At 60.4% G+C, this 17,766-nt stretch carries 15 protein-coding genes; 6 read left to right on the plus strand and 9 right to left on the minus strand.

Going from position 1 to position 17,766, the window contains the following annotated elements; genetic code table 11:
* From ACIREA_RS09740 to ACIREA_RS09750, 3 genes are all read right to left on the minus strand, one after another.
* A partial coding sequence (locus ACIREA_RS09740; protein WP_397382075.1) for a cellulase family glycosylhydrolase occupies positions 1–549 on the minus strand: 549 nt, incomplete at its 3' end.
* A 24-nt stretch (positions 550–573) separates the two neighbouring features.
* The gene (locus ACIREA_RS09745; RefSeq protein ID WP_397382076.1) at positions 574–3,507 is read right to left on the minus strand and encodes a DUF1553 domain-containing protein; all 2,934 of its coding nucleotides are present in this window, start codon (positions 3,505–3,507) and stop codon (positions 574–576) included.
* On the minus strand, positions 3,504–4,205 hold the full coding sequence (locus tag ACIREA_RS09750; RefSeq protein WP_397382077.1) for a FadR/GntR family transcriptional regulator: 702 nt from the start codon (positions 4,203–4,205) through the stop codon (positions 3,504–3,506). Before ACIREA_RS09750 ends, ACIREA_RS09745 begins: the two co-directional genes overlap by 4 nt.
* Before the next feature lie 162 nt (positions 4,206–4,367).
* On the opposite strand from ACIREA_RS09750, the gene ACIREA_RS09755 reads away from it, so the two are divergent.
* Both ACIREA_RS09755 and ACIREA_RS09760 read left to right on the plus strand, forming a co-directional pair.
* Positions 4,368–5,060, plus strand: coding sequence for a thermonuclease family protein (locus ACIREA_RS09755; protein WP_397382078.1), 693 nt, complete (start codon positions 4,368–4,370; stop codon positions 5,058–5,060).
* Between the two features lie 59 nt (positions 5,061–5,119).
* Positions 5,120–6,097, plus strand: coding sequence for an ArsR/SmtB family transcription factor (locus ACIREA_RS09760; protein WP_397382079.1), 978 nt, complete (start codon positions 5,120–5,122; stop codon positions 6,095–6,097).
* Here ACIREA_RS09760 and ACIREA_RS09765 read toward each other — a convergent pair.
* Positions 6,066–7,709 carry a serine hydrolase gene (locus ACIREA_RS09765; protein ID WP_397382080.1) on the minus strand — a complete coding sequence of 548 codons (1,644 nt, stop codon included), beginning with the start codon at positions 7,707–7,709 and terminating at the stop codon, positions 6,066–6,068. The genes ACIREA_RS09760 and ACIREA_RS09765 overlap by 32 nt on opposite strands.
* An 82-nt stretch (positions 7,710–7,791) precedes the next feature.
* Here ACIREA_RS09765 and lpxK point away from each other — a divergent pair, with 82 nt between their 5' ends.
* The 4 genes from lpxK to ACIREA_RS09785 are packed head-to-tail and all read left to right on the plus strand — an operon-like array spanning position 7,792 to position 11,376.
* Positions 7,792–9,015 (plus strand): tetraacyldisaccharide 4'-kinase, encoded by a 1,224-nt coding sequence (gene lpxK / locus ACIREA_RS09770; RefSeq protein WP_397382081.1) that lies wholly within the window; start codon positions 7,792–7,794, stop codon positions 9,013–9,015.
* 20 nt (positions 9,016–9,035) lie between these two features.
* Positions 9,036–9,839, plus strand: coding sequence for a formate dehydrogenase accessory sulfurtransferase FdhD (fdhD, locus tag ACIREA_RS09775; RefSeq protein WP_397382082.1), 804 nt, complete (start codon positions 9,036–9,038; stop codon positions 9,837–9,839).
* The gene (locus ACIREA_RS09780) at positions 9,836–10,258 is read left to right on the plus strand and encodes a hypothetical protein (protein ID WP_397382083.1); all 423 of its coding nucleotides are present in this window, start codon (positions 9,836–9,838) and stop codon (positions 10,256–10,258) included. The genes fdhD and ACIREA_RS09780 overlap by 4 nt, the downstream gene beginning before the upstream one ends.
* The gene (locus tag ACIREA_RS09785; protein WP_397382084.1) at positions 10,255–11,376 is read left to right on the plus strand and encodes a cysteine desulfurase family protein; all 1,122 of its coding nucleotides are present in this window, start codon (positions 10,255–10,257) and stop codon (positions 11,374–11,376) included. Before ACIREA_RS09780 ends, ACIREA_RS09785 begins: the two co-directional genes overlap by 4 nt.
* A gap of 4 nt (positions 11,377–11,380) precedes the next feature.
* On the opposite strand, the gene ACIREA_RS09790 is transcribed toward ACIREA_RS09785, so the two are convergent.
* The 5 genes from ACIREA_RS09790 to ACIREA_RS09810 all read right to left on the minus strand — a co-directional run.
* Complete coding sequence (locus tag ACIREA_RS09790; protein WP_397382085.1) at positions 11,381–12,598, minus strand: MFS transporter; 1,218 nt, start codon at positions 12,596–12,598, stop codon at positions 11,381–11,383.
* A 122-nt stretch (positions 12,599–12,720) separates the two neighbouring features.
* On the minus strand, positions 12,721–13,386 hold the full coding sequence (locus ACIREA_RS09795; protein ID WP_397382086.1) for a response regulator transcription factor: 666 nt from the start codon (positions 13,384–13,386) through the stop codon (positions 12,721–12,723).
* The gene (locus ACIREA_RS09800) at positions 13,383–14,492 is read right to left on the minus strand and encodes an ATP-binding protein (protein ID WP_397382087.1); all 1,110 of its coding nucleotides are present in this window, start codon (positions 14,490–14,492) and stop codon (positions 13,383–13,385) included. Before ACIREA_RS09800 ends, ACIREA_RS09795 begins: the two co-directional genes overlap by 4 nt.
* A 93-nt stretch (positions 14,493–14,585) precedes the next feature.
* A complete protein-coding gene (locus ACIREA_RS09805; protein ID WP_397382088.1) occupies positions 14,586–15,248 on the minus strand; it encodes a response regulator in 663 nt (220 codons plus the stop codon).
* Positions 15,245–17,766 (minus strand): DUF4118 domain-containing protein (locus tag ACIREA_RS09810; RefSeq protein ID WP_397382089.1); only part of this gene is annotated, 2,522 nt, incomplete at its 5' end. The genes ACIREA_RS09805 and ACIREA_RS09810, both read right to left, overlap by 4 nt.

Consider the following 17,766-nt stretch of genomic DNA (forward strand, 5'->3'; position numbering starts at 1 on the left):
CGGATCGCTATTCAAGTCGTGAGCCTGGGGTTCGTTGCAGAGATCCCAGATGAGGATGCGATCATCCTTGGCGAGTGGTGTGACGAGCGCCTTCACATAATCCAATGGCTGGCTCCATCCAGGCTTTATGTTTTCAAAATAGGTGCCGCCGTAGTCGAACTTGGAATCGTGCCAGCGATTGAACAGGCAGGGCATGACCTTCATGCCGTTCTCGGCGATCGCCGCGACGGCATCCATGAAGTTCGCAGCGACCTTTTCAGGGTCGCGCATCCACGCCGTGTATTCGATCCACAGCCGAATGCAGTTGGCGTGAACCTGCTTCGCCAGTGCCACTTCCTCGCGCATCCTGGCACCGTCATAAAACCACCACGCATCCTCAATCCTCGCCGCCCATGAGGGAATGATGCTGAATCCGCGCAGCCAGCCGTAGCGGTCGTAAACGTGGAGACTCGGCTTTGGTGCGACAGTTGTCTGTGCCGCCATAGGTCGTGGCAGTGCGGCACCAAGCGTGGCGCCCGTGAGGGTTTGGATGACTTGTCGGCGGTTCATGGCTAGCGCTGGCGGATTTATGCTTCAGTCGAGGTAAACAAACTCGTTTGCATTGATGAGCATGCGACAGAGGGCAAAGAGGCCCTGCTCGGCGACGAGATGGGTGGCGGCGCTTTGTTCGTCAGTCTTGGGTTCCCGTTGAAGGCACAACAGGAATGCCCGGCGGATGGCGGCTGCGCGAGAGTCGGTTTCGTTTTCGATGCGGGTGACGAGGTTCGCGGCCTGCTGCAGCATGAATTCGTTGTTGCTCAGCGTGAGCGCCTGCAGCGCGGTGGTGGTTTGCGCACGGGCCGGGGTGAGATTGGCGGGATCAGGGCAGTCTAGCGTGGACATGAACTGATGCGGCGTGGTGCGCACCACAAAGCGGTAGATGCTGCGGCGCAGCAGTTCGGGTTTGTCGGGCGTGATGTAGTCGTAAATGGGCGCATAAGCCTCGGTGAAATTGAAATCGCGATAGCCGGGGCCGCCCATGGCCGGGTTCAAAGTGCCTGCGACACTCAGCACTGCATCGTGCACGGACTCAGCATCCAAGCGGCGCGGGTTTTGCCGCCAGAGCAGACGATTTTGCGCATCCAGACGACTTGCGGTGTCATTGTGAGAAGCGGACTGCTGCTGATAGGCGGTGCTCATGACGATGAGCTTGTGCAGGTGCTTCATCGACCAGCCGCTTTGCAGCAGTTCATCAGCCAGCCAGTCGAGCAGTTCAGGATGCGATGGCTTGTCACCACCGAGACCGAAGTCGCTGGGCGTGGTGACCAGGCCCTGGCCGAAATGATGATGCCAGAGACGGTTCACGAGCACTCGGCGTGTGAGCGGGTTTTCGGGATGGGTGATCCAATCAGCAAGCATGCGACGGCGCTGCCCCTCGGGCATGGCGTTCGTGCCGAAATCCATGCTGGCGTGGTGAGCCCAGGCGAAAGCACCGGGCTGCACTTCCTGCTGCGGGTCTTCGGGATTGCCACGCCGCTGCACCTGAATTGCAGGCGGCTGTGCTTCACTGATGATGGCATAGACTTTGGCGGGTTCGGGCAATGCTTTGAGCGAGGCGTCCAGTTTGACCGCTTGAGTCCGCAGCTGTTTCAACTGCTCTTGCTCAGCGTCAGTGAGTCGGCTGTGCTCCACATCGGGCACCAGCCGTGCATCACCGAGAAATAAGAGGTCGCTGCCAATGCCATCGCCGCCGTCAGTGGCAATGAGGGTGAGGGTTTTCGCTGTCGCAGGAATGGCGACATCAAGGTGCGTGAACTCATCCTTGCGCATTTTAAGCTTCTGAAACTTGCGCTCCGCATCCACATAGACGGTGAAGTCTGCGCGTGAGGCGGCGGCACTCGCGTCGGCACCGAAGCCGAGTGCGGCGGTGAAATGAATCATGCCGAGACCGCTGCTCTGGCGAATCTTTGCGAGATCAAAGGTGATGCCACTGTTGGCGTGCAATCCGAGGATGGAGTGCTCTTTCTCCGCGTAATCCACGCCACCAAACTTCGTGCTGCGTTGCGCATTCAGCGGACCATTTCGGATCGCGTCCCAGGTGTGACCGCTGGTGGCGGGCAGTCCTTTGACCTCTTGTTTGGGGGCCACGGGCACGGGGTTCCGACCATCCGGTACAAAGACCCACGATACCGAGCGCTCCGCTTCCTTCACTTCGGCGGGCCATTCGATGCGTTGCAGTCGATTCGTTTGAATGTCGCGATGGTAGCCGAGTTTGCCGGTTGTCAGATTGCCGGTGCGCAGGTCAATGCCACGACCTTTGACACCGCCACCCACCATGTCGGCAAGATTGAGACCATCACCGGCCAGTTTCGCGATCTGGGCACGCGCGGCTGCCAGTTCCTGGGCAAGGCGTGCTTTCTCTCCAGAGATGCGTTTGGCTTCTGAGCTGTCGACCTCACGATCTCCGCGCTTCGCTCCGGCAAAAACGGCCCACAGTTTATAATACTCCTCCTGTTTGACGGGGTCGAGCTTGTGATCGTGGCAGCGTGCACAGTTCACCGTGATGCCCATGGTCGAGGTGATGACCTGCGTGACCATGTCATCGAGATCGCCTGCACGGGCGGCGCGTCTGAGCATGTCGCTCCTGGTTTCCACCTGCCCAACAAAGTCCCACGGGCCGGCGGCGAGAAAGCCGGTGGCGATGACGGCCGGCGGATCATTCGGCGCGATGACATCGCCCGCGATCTGCTCGCGGATGAACTGATCGTAGGGCTTGTCGGCGTTGAGCGATTCGATGACGTAGTCGCGATAACGCCATGCATTCGGACGCAGTTGGTCACGCTCAAAACCATGCGTGTCGGCGTAATGGGCGATGTCGAGCCAGTGCCGCGCCCAGCGCTCGCCGTACTGGGTGGAGTGCAACAGTTCATCGACCAGCTTTTCATAGGCCTTGGGGTCCGCATCTTTCACAAACTGCTCCACCCGCTCCGGTGTCGGCGACAGGCCGACCAGATCAAAGCTCAAGCGGCGGATCAAGGTGCGACGGTCCGCTGCGGGCGACATCGAGAGATTTTTCTCGCTAAGCTTCGCGTTGATCAGCGAGTCAATGGAGGTGTCTTTGACTGCTCTCACGGGCTGCACGGACCAATGCTGGAGGCGTTTGTCCACGGTGGCGGCTTTGTCAGCGGCGTTTTCTGGCCACACGGCTCCGGCTTGAATCCACGCCTGCACCAAGGCGATCTGCGCGGGTGAAAGCGGCTCGCCTTTCGGTGGCATGCGTTCGTCGTCATCGGTGGATTTAATTCTTTGCAGCAGCAGGCTTTTGGTGGTGTCACCCGCCACGATGGCCAGACCATCGTGGCCGCCTTTGAACGCAAAGATTTTGGCATCAAGGCGCAGCTCGCCCTTCAGCTTTTTTTCGCCATGGCACTCGACGCAGTGATGCTGCAACAGCGGGCGGATGTCCTGGTCAAAATCAACAGCCAGTACGGGAGCCGCTGCCAGGAGGATGAAGAGCGTGGTTTTCATCGTTTGGTTTTCGCTTTGGCAGCCAGATCGTGTGCGGCTTCATCCATGTGATGTTTCATCGCCTTGGCGGCGGCGTTGGCATCATGCGCAGCCACTGCGTTCAGGATGGCGGTGTGGTGATCAATGGCGCGTTGCCTGCCGACATTGCCAATCGTCACACGGCGGCTCTCACGCCCAAGGTCTGCCAGCGATTCGAGCATGAGCTTCAAGATCTCGTTACCGGCGATGCGGGCCAGCGTGCGGTGAAAGTCGATGTCCGCCTCCACGGCTTCGTCGTGCGTTTCAGCAGCCAGCAGGCGCTCGTGAATGCCCCGCAGTTGCTTCACATCCGGGGCTTTGGCCTTCAGGGCGGCCTGCCGCGCGATCTCCGGCTCGATGGCGGCACGGGCTTCGCTCAACTGTCGCAGACGTTCGGACGGCTCGGGGAGGAGGATCGACAAGGAACCGCTGAGCGGCTTGTGCAGGCGGTTCACCGCCCGGATGCCGCTGCCGTGGCGGATTTCCAGCAGGCCCTGGAGTTCGAGCCGCTTCGTTGCCTCGCGCAGCACGGTGCGGCTCACGCCGAGGCGCGCGGCCATCAGGCGCTCCGGCGGCAGTTTGCCATCTCCGGAGTCGACCTCGTCGCGCAGCTGGCGCGCCAGGCGTGAGCAGACCTGCTCAACAAGCGAAGGGGTGGGTTTAAGCGGGGTAATCGTCATGCAATTGGTAGGAGGTCATACCAATTACGAGCTGCCTGCCCAAATCTTTCGCCGCGACTTTGATGAATGCAACGAACGTCATTTTCACCATCTGAGCACTTGCGGCTTGAGCCCCCGCCTGAACGCGGGACAGTGGGCCGGACGAATCCCCGACCGCTTCGCATGCCTTTCCGTGACACATTGCTGAATCTCGCCATCACCTGCGTGCTGGTGCTGATCATCGTGCTCGTGGCGGTATTGCTGAAAGAGAGCCGCCCCGCGCCGTTGCAAGCGCTGCCGGTAGCGGTGGCCCAGGTGCCGGTGGGGCAGGCGATGTCGGACGCCAGTCGTGTGCCGCTGCAGCAGTTCAAGATCTTCCCCAAGGCCAAACTGATCGAAAGCCGCGCCAATGAGGCTGACACGCTGCGCATCAAAGTGAGCGACACGGAGGACGAGCACATCTTCGTGCTCTACTTCGTGGATGCACCGGACATTTCGCTGACTCATCCGCAGCGCGTGCAGGAGCAGGCGCGCTACTTTGGCGTGAGCAGCCAGCGCGTGATCGAAGAGGGGCAGAGGGCGGCGCAGTATGTGACGCAGCTGCTCAAGCAGCAGCCGTTCACAGTGATGACACGCTGGGAAGAGGTGACGGGACTCAGCCGCTACTACGCGCTGATTCTGGTGGAGATCAGCCCCGGCAAGCAGGTGTATCTGGCGGATCTGCTGGTGCAGCAGGGCTACGCACGCGTGGCGGGCGTGACTTCGAGCCTGCCGGCGGATTCACGCTCGATCAATGACTACGCTCTGGAGCTGCAGGAACTGAAGCGTCGGGCCCAGCAGAGCAAGGCGGGCATCTGGGCGGCCTCAAAGCTCTGAACACCCGCGCGAAATTCTAGCATTGATGTATCATGATGCGTTGATACGATGGCATCACCTTGGCTTCTGTACTCAAATCGCTCAGCCTCATTGCCGACCCGACACGGGTGCGGCTGCTTTTGCTGCTCAAGCAGGAGGAGCTGAGCGTGGCGGAGTTGCAGGAGGTGCTGTCTCTGCCGCAGTCCAACATCTCCGCACAGCTTGCCAAATTGAAGGCCGCAGGTCTGGTGACTGACCGACGCAGTGGCAAGAACCGCCTGTATCAGCTCGACGAACCTGCGGCGAAGGATCTGCCTACCCATGAACATTTCCTCGCGCTGCTGGAGGCGGCGGGGGCTGAGCTGCGGGAGGTGACCAAGGACGCTGAGGCGCTGCAAATCGTGCTGCGCAAGCGAGTGCAAACGGCGAAGGCCTACTTTGATGCGCTGGCGGGCAAGTTTGGCCGTCACTACATTCCCGGCCGTTCGTGGAAAGGCTTGGGCGAGACCTTGCTCAAACTCATGCCGCCGCTGGTCATTGCCGATCTGGGTGCTGGCGAGGGTACGCTTTCGCAACTGCTCGCCGAGCGGGCGAAAAAAGTGATCGCCGTCGATAACAGCGAGAAGATGGTGGCCTATGGTGCGGAGCTGGCCCAGAAGCATGGTTTTACGAACCTCGAATTTCGCCTCGGGGACATCGAAGCGCCACCAATCCCGCCGCTGAGTGTGGACCTAGTCTTCCTCAGTCAGGCGCTGCATCATGCGCAGAATCCGGAAAAGGCGCTCAAAGCCGCGCTGACCATCCTGAGGCCGGGCGGGCGCATTGTTGTGCTGGATCTCCTCAAGCATCAGTTTGAGCAGGCACGTGATCTCTATGCAGACGTGTGGCTCGGCTTTTCTGAGAGCGATCTGCACGACATGCTCAGCAGTGCAGGATTTAAAAAGATCGAGACGAGCGTGGTGCACCGCGAAAGCAAGAGCCCGCACTTCCAAACGATCCTGGCGCTGGCCGAGAAGGAAAACCGCCTCACTTCGACGGGGCACTGGTCGGGCTCTTGACGCGCGGCGCAGGCACCGTCATCCCGTTTTGCAGGAGCGTGAGGCCGTTGATCTGCTTCTTGTCATCCCGCGTGAAGATGAGCACGGCTTTCACCACATCGAGCTCGAAACGGTCAGGTGCCGTCTCAAAGACCGGCACTGCTTGCTGCCCTTCAAGCTGCGCAAAAAGAGTTCCGGCCTGCACGGTGACGGTGATCGCCTTCGAACCTATCAGATCATACTTGCCCGCATAGGGCTGCAACTCTTTGTCGGGACGCAGTTGATACTCCGGCGGTGGAGCGCTGCTGCGCTTGGCGGTAATTTCGTTGCCGTTTTGAAACAGCGTCAGTGAAAAGATCACACCTTCACGACGATTGAATGCAATCTCCGCAGGGACCACTTTGTAAAAGAAACGATCCGGAGCTTTGGCAAAGGTTTGCACAAACGGCTGCCCGGTCAGGTTCACATAGAGCTGGCCGTCACGCAGCAGCACAGTGAAGCGGAAGTCGCGGTCGAGATCATAGACGCCGGGATACTGCTTCAGCACATCCGCAGGAAGGGTGATTTCTTTCTGCATGGCGAGATCCACCGGCTTAACCTCGGACGTGGCGGCGATCACCTGGCTTCCAGCGATGCTGTTGTTATTGATCAGAACCACGCGCACGATTCCCTTCGCAGGGATCACCTGCAGTCCGGAGCAAAAACCACCGGTGCCGCCGTCATGGTGCAGGGTCGCCTCACCCTCAAACTTCCCCATCAGCACCCCCAGGCCGATCTGCCCGCCCTGTGAGGGTGCGTCAGCCTGCGGCTGCAGAGCGAGCGCAAAAGCCGCCTTCAATGAAGTCTTGTCAGGATGGAGCAGCGCCTCGCCAAATGTCATCATGTCCGCCGCCGTGCTGCGCAGTGCCCCACAAGCTGCCAGGGAGATGAAATGCCAGGGCTTTGTCTCCTTGTCGCCATCATGCGGTATAGCCAGCCGCAGTTTGCCCACAGGCTGAACGGCGGTGTCGTGCATGCCCAGCGGCTGGCAGATTTTTTCCACCACCGCCTGATCCCATGACATGTGATACACCTCTCCCAGCAGCTGCCCTAGCAGCCCTGTTCCGAGGTTGGAGTAGCTGAAGGTGAAAGTCCCCTCATCATCGAGCTTGGCTGAAGCCAGATAGTTCAGCAGCAGCTTTCCATCATAGCTGGCATAAGGGTCCTCCTCCAAGGCCCCCGCCACAGCATTGTCCGGCAAGCGTGGCAAGCCGCTGGTGTGGGTGGCCAGTTGCTTCAGCGTGATCGCTGCGATGCGGGGATCTGCAAACTTCACCTGCTTGGCCAGAAGAGTGCCGATCGTCGTATCCAGCGTGACTTTCTTTTCCACCACCGCCTGCGCCAGCAGCAGGCCGGTAAACACTTTGGAGATGGAGCCGATTTCAAAAACCAGTTTTTCCGGCTTTTCATTCCCGGCCTCGGGAGCCTTTCCAGAGATTGCGTATTTCACATCGCCCCCCGTGCGCTCGGCCGTGACGATACACCCAGCTTGGAGTTCCTTGGAGAACCGCGCAGCAGCCTCGGACAATGTGCGGGCTTGAACGGTGTTCATGGCCATGATCAGACCCAGCAGCGCCCAGGAAATGTGTTTCATATTCGGGAGGCTATAAAACTCCTGTGCAAACAGCAAGGCGTCTCGTTGACGTGATGCGATTTCCCGCCTCCAATGCCCTTCTGTGAGAGACACCCTGGAAGACATCGAAAACTTCATCATCGACGTGGTGATCAACAATCGCCGTGGCATACGCGCTTCGCTGCTGCGGGTGGTGTTCCGTGGTCTTTCGGGCATCTACTCAGCGGTGGTGCGGTCACGGCTCTATCTCTATCGTCACCGCTACATCCACGACCATCACCTGGGCGTGCCGGTCATCAGCGTGGGCAATCTCACCGTCGGCGGCACGGGCAAAACTCCGGTGGTGGAGATGCTGGCGAAGGCGCTGCATGAACATGGCCGTCGCGTGTGCATCCTGAGCCGTGGCTACAAGAGCAAGCGTCAGAAGAAACTGCCATTCTCGAAAAAAATGGCCGCACGCCTGGGCTTCATTCCCAAGCCGCCTGAGCCGCTGCCACGAATCGTCTCTGATGGTGAGAACGTGCTGCTGGACTCACACAATGCGGGTGACGAGCCCTTCATGCTGGCGAAGAACTGCCCCGGCATCCCGGTCGTGGTGGATAAAAACCGTGTGAAGGCCGGGGCGCATGCGATTCAGCGCTTCGGCGCCGATGTGCTCGTGCTGGATGACGGGCTGCAATATCTCAAGCTCAAGCACCGCCACGACATCGTGCTGATCGACAAAACGGCGGTGTTCGGCAACAATGGCTACATGCTGCCACGCGGCACCCTGCGCGAACCACCGCGCAGCCTGCGCCGTGCCAGCTACATCTTCATCACCAAGTCCGACGGCGACAGCGAGGATGTGGTGAAACAGATCCGCCGCTACAACCGCGCGGCCGAAATCATCGAATGCCGCCACCGCGCGATGCATTACGAAAACATCCACACCGGCGAGCGACTGCCGATCGACGGACTGCGCGATAAATTTGTGGGCGCCCTTTCCGGCATCGCCGTGCCGGAGAGTTTTGAAAACGGGCTGCGCAAACTTGGCGCGAAGGTCGAGGTCATCGCACGGTTTGCGGACCACCACCGCTTTCGCGGGCCGGAGCTGAAAAACTTCGTGGAGCGCTGTGTGCGGCGTGACGTGCATTGCATGGTGACCACGGAGAAAGATTATGTGCGGTTCCCCAAACTGCCCGTGGCGGACATCCCGTTCTACTTCATGCGCGTGGAGATCGAGATCATTCGCGGGCGGGACGTCTTTGACAAGATGGTGCGTCTCATCGCCGAGCCGCGCCGGGTGCCGGCGGGAGTGCTTCCCGCTGATTTCATGGAGGCCTCTTGATGAGCGCGGAAAATCCAGCCATGGCTGAAGTGCGTGTGCACAAGGTGAGCACCGCTGGCAGCACCAGCGAGGTCGGCGATGTCACCGCCCGGGAGGAGCCGCTCGAAATCCGCGTCGAAGGCCGTTCCGTGGCCGTGGTAATGCGCACGCCGGGGCATGATGAAGAACTCGCCACGGGATTTCTCGTCAGTGAAGGCGTGGTGCAGCGGCCGCGTGATATTCTGGAAGTCTCGCAGTGCCCCAGCACCAACAACAAGCATGGCAACATCGTCGATGTACTGCTCGGTGGCGCGGTGGTGAACTGGGACTCGCTGACGCGGCATGTTTTCAGCGCCTCCAGTTGCGGGCTGTGCGGCAAGACGAGCATCGAGAGCGTGTTTCAGCAGTTTCCCGCCGTGAAGGGAGACTGGCGAGTTTCGCCCAAACTCATCGCCAGCCTGCCTGACAAGTTGCGTGCCGCGCAGGAAACATTTGCCAAAACCGGGGGGCTGCATGCGAGCGGACTGTTTGACCTCGATGGCAATCTGGTCGTGCTGCGTGAGGATGTGGGCCGGCACAACGCGCTCGATAAAATTCTCGGCTACGCTTTGCAACGCAACCTGCTGCCGCTGGACCGGCACATCCTGCTGGTGAGCGGGCGGGTTTCGTTTGAGATCATTCAAAAAGCGCTGGCAGGTGGCATCCCGCTCGTCGCGGCCATTTCTGCCCCCAGCAGTCTCGCGGTCGATTTCGCGCAGGAGGCGGGCCAGACGCTCATCGGGTTTTTGCGTGGCGAAACGATGAATGTTTACACCCATCCGCAACGTGTGGAGATGTCACCATGAAACCAGTTCAACTAACAGTCTTCATCATCTGGGGCGCGCTTTGCGGCTCGCTCTGCCTTTATGCTGTCATGCTGAGTTCCATGACTTTTGCTCCGGCCAAAGCTGACGCCAAGTCGCTGGGACAAATCATTGCGCTTGCCGCGGGCAGTGCGGCAGCCCTGAGCTTCTTCCTGCGCAAACTGCTGCTTGGAGGTTTCACCACGGGTGCGCTCAATCTGGATGATCCGGCGCAACGCGGGCGTTTTGTGGCGGGCAATGTCGTGGTCTTTGCGCTGAGCGAGGGCGTCGGCGTGCTGGGCTTCGTCAACGGCATCCTCTCGAACGGCAAAGGAGACGCCTGGCTGCCCTACATGGGTCTCGCGCTTGCCCTGATGCTGTTGCACATCCCGCTGCCTTCCCGTTTCAAGACTGCTGCATGAACGGTTATTTTGATCACAACGCCACCACTCCTCTGCACCCCGCCGCACGTGAGGCATGGTTGAAAGCCAGCGAGAAGCACTGGCATAATCCTTCTAGCCTCTATCGCGACGCGGGGCTGGCGAGCCAGCAGCTTGAAACTGCTCGTGAACGGCTGGGCACACTGATGGGCGCAGAGGCCGAGCGCATCGTGTTCACCTCGGGTGCCACGGAGTCGAACAACGCTTTGTTTGCATCATTGCCCGCCGAAGCTGTCGTTGTGATCTCCGCGATTGAGCACCCGAGTGTGCGTGAAGCTGCGCGTGGCCGGAACGTGGTGGAGCTGCCGGTGAATGAGGATGGTTTTGTGCAAGCCAATGTCCTGAAGCTGCTCATTGCTTCCAAACGTCCCGCGCTCGTCTCCGTCATGGCGGCGAACAATGAAAGCGGGGCATTGCAGCCCTGGCGCGAACTGGCCTCGCTTTGCCGTGAACATGGTGTGCTGTTTCACACGGATGCCGCGCAATGGCTCGGCAAACTGAACGCCACGGATCTTGGCGAGTGCGATTTCATCACCGGCAGCGCGCATAAATTTGGCGGCAGCAAGGGCTGCGGATTCCTAGTTCTCCCCGAAGAGGATTCACGGCTCGGCTTCATCCGTGGCGGTCCGCAGGAACACGGACGGCGTGCAGGCACGGAAAACTATCCGGCCATCGAGGCCATGGTGACGGCCTTGGAGACAATCAGCCCGCGTTTGAGCGAGGTTGAGCAAACGCAAAGCGCGATGCGCGATGCTTTCATCGTTGAGATGCGTACGCGTTTCGACTCCCTCCGAGTTATTAGCGAATCGGCGCCACGCCTTTGGAACACCGTGCTCATGGTGATGCCGGAGCATGACAATCTGAAGTGGCTTACGCGCCTGTCGCGTCGCGGCTTCAGCATTTCCACGGGCTCGGCCTGCAGTTCGGGCAAGGAAGGTTCGTCAGTTGTGGTGACTGCATTAGGTGCCAGCGCCGAAGAATTGAAGCGTGTCGTGCGCATCAGCAGTGGTTGGGAGACGACGGCAAAGGAATGGCAGGCGCTCGCGGCAGCTTTCGTCGAGGTGTTTGAAGAGCTCAATCGAGGCGGCAGACCGCAGTAGGTCCTCATGCTCCTGGTCTGGGGCGGATCAGGAGTACGAGAACGAGCGAGAATACGCACACCATGGCGAAGACGCCGAAGATGACGTTGAGCGGCACTTGCAGGTCACGCATCTTGCCGAATCCCCAGTCGGCCAGGCCACCGCACATCATGCTGACGAAATTCATGAGACCATAGCCTGTGGCGCGCATGTGTGGACGCACGATCTGGCTGAGGATCGGCATGTTGTTGCAGTCAAAGAAGCCCCAGCCGACGCCAAAAAGAATCAGTGATGCGATGGCGAGGCCGAAGGAATTCAATGCGGGTGCGTTGCCCACGCCAAACATGGCGGGCACGATGAGCATCATGCCGATGGCGCTGACGTAGATGCGGCCTCGGTCGCTGTGCCGCATCCAGCGGTCAGCAAGCCAGCCTCCGAGAATCGCGGAGAGCAGCGCAGCGCCCTGCCAGTAGAGCGCGGCGGACACGCCCGCCTTGCCCTGGCTGATGTCGAAGGCCTTTTGCAGGATGGCCGGCATCCAGTCGCGCACCACCCAGGCTGCGAGCGCTGGCAGCGTGAAGTAAAACACCAGCAGGATGAAATTACGATTGCAGAGCAGTTCTCCAAGAGCACCACCGCGCGCGGTGGGGCTCAGCGCCTCCTGCGTGTCCACCTGACGGGGCACATCGCGCAGCAGGAGCAGCAACGGGATGGCATAGAGGATGCCTGCCAGTCCGGTAAAGTCGAACATGAAGCGCCAGCCAAGCTGCGGCGCATCCGCCACGAATCCGGCAAATCCGCCGACCATCACACCACAGTAGATGCCCATCTGATGCACGCCAATGGCACGCGAACGCGTCCCCGCTGTGTGATAATCAGCGATCAAGGCCAGCGCCGCAGGAATGTAAAACGCCTCGCTGATGCCCATCAGTGTGCGTGCCCAATAGAGCTCATTGAAGCTGCCCACATGCCCGGTGAGCCAGGTGATGAGAGACCACACAAACAGGCTGCCGCAGATCGTCAGCTTGCGGCTGTAGCGGTCCGCAATGTACCCGCCGATGGGGCTGCAGATGGCATAGACCCATTTGAATGACGCCAGCATATGGCCCCAGTTTTCTTCGCTGCCGATGTCTTTGATGTCGCCCATCACTGACACTTTCATCGAGGCGATCATCTGGCGGTCCAGGTAGTTCAGCAGCGCCACTGGAAACAACAACCCTACGACCAGCCAAGCACGGCGCATGAGTGGGGATGGGGTGTCAGCAAGGGGCGGAGACGAAGACATCCCGCCATTAATCACAGCAGTTCCCGGACGGAAAGCCTGAATTCATGCCCAGGCTTGATCAGCGCATGATGGAAGCAGCATCAAGCCTCTTCCAAGCGGTAGCCGATACCCGGCTCGTTGACGATGCGCGGACCGGCTTCGCCAAGTTTCTTGCGCAGGTGATTGATGTGCACGCGCAGGCCTTCGCTCGGATCGCTGGACTGGCCGGCCCAAACCTGCTTCATGATCTGGTTCTGCGTGACGATGCGCCCCGCGTGCTCGGCCAGCACCTTGAGCAGTGCGAACTCGGTGGGTGTGAGTTTGAGCGGTGCCTCATCAAGCGAAGCCTCGTGATGGAGCAGGTCCAGCTTCAGTGGCCCGACGACAATCTCGGCGCTCTGGCGCGTGAAACGACGGCGCTGAATCACCGTGAGGCGGGCGAGGAGTTCTGCGGTGCCGAAGGGTTTCGTCACGTAGTCGTCCGCGCCGATTTCCAAGGCCTCGACCTTGATGGTTTCCTGATCGCGCACGCTGAGGATGAGCACGGGGACATCACTCCACTCGCGCAGCCGCTTCAGCACCTCGATGCCGTTCATGCCGGGCAGACCGAGATCGAGCAGCACCACATCAGGCCGATGAAACGCCGCCTCCTGCAGACCGAGCTGGCCTTCGGCTGCCTCACACACCTCGTAGCCGCGCGACTCCAGCACCATGCGCAGCAGGCGGCGCATCTGCTGTTCGTCGTCGATGATGAGGGCTTTGCTCATGCAGCGCTGCGGGTTTTCACGGGAAGATGCAGCACGAATTCGGCTCCACCAGTGGGATGAGTGTGCGCTTCGATGTCACCTTTCATGGCACGCATCAAGCCGCGTGCGATGGCGAGGCCCAGACCGGTGCCGCCAGCGGGTGAGTCGGGAGCACGGTAAAATTTTTCGAACAACTGGTCTTCCGCCCCCAGCGGCAGGCCGGGACCGTGGTCGCGCACGCGGAGTTCCAGAGTGCTGCCGGCAAGCGAGGCTGCGACCTCGATGTGGGTGCCTGCAGGAGCATAGCGCGTGGCATTGTGCAGCAAGTTGCCCAGCACCTGGGCAAGCAGGCGGCTGTCGAGCCGGAGCAATGGAAGTTCTGTGGTGCCTCTGATGAGCAATGGGTGTGCGGCCAGTTCTTCCTGGATGGGCTTGGTGGCAGCGTGCAGCACATCGCCAATCTCGCACCAGTCGGGCTGCGGCTCCAGTGCTTCGGATTCCACACGAGTCATTTCCAGAAAGCTTTCCACGATGCGTTGCAGGCGGCGGTTCGCGGTCTCGATCTCTCGGGCATACGGATTCCCCTGCCCCAGGCCGTCCAAAGCGGTGCGGATGATGGCGATGGGAGTTTTCAGCTCATGCGCAACGCTGTCCAACAGCGTGCGGTGCAGGCGCTCAGACTCCGCCAGCAACTCAGCGCGATGTTTCAGCTCCAGCAAGTGCTCACGCTCCTGATGATGTTGCGCCAGTGTGGCCTCGCGCGCGCGCAGCCGTGTGATGAGATGCCCCATGCTCAATGCCACAACGAAAAACAGGATGAACATCACCATGTCCTGCGGCTTGTCGATGTGCAGGGTGAACTGCGGCGGGATGAAGAAATAATTCCACACCAGGGCGCTGACCACCGCCATCATCAGCACCGGTCCACGGTTCCACCATGTTCCCGCGAGCACGATGGCCATGAGAAAGACCAGAGCCACAAAGAGATCCCCCGTGTAGGGCAGCAGCACCCAGCAGGTGGAGGCCAGCACAAACACCAGCGTGAGTCCGCAGCTGTACTGCCCTACCTCCGCCAGAGAAACCGGCGTGGGGGATGTTGAGGCACTGGGGCTGTCGGTGGCAGACATGACGGGTCTAAGTTTGGCCCACCTTCACCGCAAAAGAACGGCCCGCCAGTAAACAGCCGTAGCCATGGCGTTAAGAAAGTGTAAAAGCAGCGCTCAAGTCTCCTCCAAACGGTAGCCGATCCCCGGCTCGTTTTTGATCTCCAGGGTGGAGCCTTCGAGCTTTTTGCGCAGGTGATTGGCATACACGCGCAAATATTGGCTCTGCTCCTCCGCCTGCGGTCCCCAGACGGCACGGAGCAGCTGCTTCAAAGTAACGATTTTGCCAGCATGGCGCACGAGCTGCGCGAGCAGCGCATATTCAGTGGGCGTGAGCTTGAGAGAATGGCCATTTAGCGATGCCTCGTGATGCACGGGATCAAGGACAAGAGGGCCTAGCTGCAGATTGGCCGCGTCATGGGTTCCCTGGCGGCGCTGGATGGCGGCAAGCCGTGCGATAAGCTCCGCAGTGCTGAAAGGCTTTGAAACGTAATCGTCCGCTCCGGCATCGAAGGCGGCGAGTTTGACGGATTCCTGATCGCGCACGCTGAGGATAAGCACGGGGACGCTGCTCCATTCGCGCAGCCGTTTCAGCACATCGACTCCATCCATGTCGGGCAGGCCGAGATCCAGCAGGATGACATCGGGTTTGTGGAAGACCGCCTCCTGCAGCCCCATCTGACCATTTTCAGCATCCCTCACGGTGTAGCCCTTCGACTCCAGCGCCATGCGCAGCAGGCGGCGGATCTGGATTTCGTCATCGATGATGAGGGCCGTCATTTGGAAGGTGGAACGAAAGCGGACACCTGATTGATCTCAATCACAAACTCCGCGCCGCCGTCAGGATGATTCCGCGCGGTGATGTCCCCTCCTTGCGCCTGGACAAAGCCACGCGCGATGGCCAGCCCAAGACCGGTGCCGCCCGCGGGTGATCCCTGAACACGGTAGAACTTTTCGAACACGCGCCTTTCCGCGCCAGCAGGCAGGCCGGGACCATGATCGCGGATGATCAGGCGCAACCGCTGATCACGAATCGTGGCGCTGATGTCGATGCTGGTGCCTGCGGGAGTGTAGATGGCGGCATTGTGCAGGATGTTGGCGACAGCCTGGGTGAGCAGGGCGTGATCAACTTTCAGCAACGGAAAATCATCGGCCAGTTGAAGCCTGACAGCGTGAGTGGCCAGCGGAGCGCCGATGGCGTGCTGCGCTGCGGAGATGACATCGCGCAGATCGCACCAGTCGAGATTGGGTTTGAGCACCTCGGATTCGAGCCGTGTCATTTGCAGCAGGCTGTCCACCACACGCTGCAGCCGCTGCGTGGCGGTGGTGATCTCGCCGAGGTAGGGGCTTTGCGAACCATTCATCCCTTCGAGCGCAGCGGTGATGATGGCGATGGGCGTTTTCAGCTCATGCGAAACACTGTCGAGCAAAGTACGATGCAGTTTCTCCGACTGCGAGAGCATCTCTGCATGGCTGACGGCCTGGATGAAGTGCTCCTTTTCCAGCACGAGCGCGATCTGAAGCGCAAAGGCCTCGATCATCTGCCGTGTGACAAAGTCGAGGCGAGATGTGTCCTCAAAGTGCACGCCCAGTACGCCCATGGTGGCGGTGGCTGTCTGCAGCGGGAACCAGGTGGCGGCGGACTCAGGCAGGGTGTCGGTGTAGCGGCCCGCACACTGCTTGTTCTCATAGCTCCAGGCCACGACGCCCCACTCTTTGGGCGAGGGCTGGAAGCTGCTGGCCTTATGAGCGGCCTTGGGCAGCGAGCGATCCTGCTCGCGCACAATGAGGGCGGTGTTTGCATTGAGCAGTTCGTTGATCGTGCGCAGCGCCTCGGCCAGGCCCTTCTCCGGCTCGGCGGCCAGCGCGGCGCTCTGCGTGACGCGCAGCAGCGCATCTGTTTGGCGAAGTCGACGACGCTCTGCGACCTCGCGCATGCGCAACCGCGAAGTGAGGCTGCCCATGCTGAGCGCCACGATGAAGAACATGCCGAACATGATCCAGTCCTCCGGCTTGCTGATGTGGAAGGTGAAGATCGGTGGAATGAAAAAGTAATTCCAGCACACAGCGCTCAGCGTGGCCATCATCAGCACCGGCCCGCGGCTGAAGCGAAGCGCCGCGATCACCACCGCGAGCAAAAACACCAGCGCGACAAACATGTAGCCAGTGAATGCCACCAGCCCCCAGCACACACTGGCTATGGCAAAAATGGCGACGATGGCCCAGCTGTATTCGCCAATGATCGAGTCCTGCAACGGTTCCTGCAGAGGGGCGATGTTGCGTGCCTTGTCTGCGGCGGCCAAAGGCCGCACGACACACACATCGATGTCACCACTACCGACAATGAGCGTGTCCGCGAGCGACTTGCTCCACATTCCTGCCTTCTCCGGCTTGCCGACGACAATCTGCGAGACGTTGCGTTCTCGGGCCACCTGCAGCAATGCTTCGGAAATATTCTCCCCGGTCACGGAAACGACCTCCCCGCCGAGCTTGCGTGCGAGGCCGAGCGAGCGGGTGAGGCGATCCTGCTCGAGGGGAGTGAGAACACGCGAGCCCTCAACCCAGACAACGAGCCAGGGGCAATTCAATCGTGTGGCAGCCCGGCGCGTCCAACGGATGAGGCTTTCAGCATAAGGACTTGGGCCCACGCCCACCATGAGACGTGCATTGGTTTTCCACGGACTGCTGACACGTTTGACGCGGCGGATGTCTTCAAGATCCCGGTCCACATGCTCGGCAGTGAAGCGCAGGGCCAGCTCGCGCAGCGCGGTAAGATTCCCCTCTTTGAAGAAACCGCTCACGGCGTGCTCCGCACGTTCGCCCAGATAGACTTTGCCGCCCGCCATGCGCTCCAGCAGCTTTTCGACGCTGAGGTCGATGAGCTGGATCTCGTGCGCGACATCTAGGATTGAATCCGGAACAGTCTCGGAGATGACCACGCCGCTGATCTGTCGCACAATGTCCACCTGGCTCTCGATGTGTTGGACGTTCAGCGTGGTGTACACATCGATGCCCGAATCGATAAGCTCCAGCACATCCTGATAGCGCTTTGCATGGCGCGATCCGGGCACGTTGGTGTGGGCGAGTTCATCAACGAGCACGAGCTGAGGCCGCTGTGACAGCACGGCATCGATGTCGAACTCCTCCAGCGAGAATCCCCGGTATTCGAGCTTCTTGCGTGGCAGAAGACGCATGCCTTCGAGCAACACAGCCGTCTCGGAACGACCATGCGTCTCCACGATGCCCACGAGAACATCCACGCCTTCTTTCACCCGCTGGCTCGCGGTCTGCAGCATCG

Origin of the sequence: Prosthecobacter sp. (assembly GCF_044373815.1) — a bacterium.
Classification (GTDB): domain Bacteria; phylum Verrucomicrobiota; class Verrucomicrobiia; order Verrucomicrobiales; family Verrucomicrobiaceae; genus Prosthecobacter.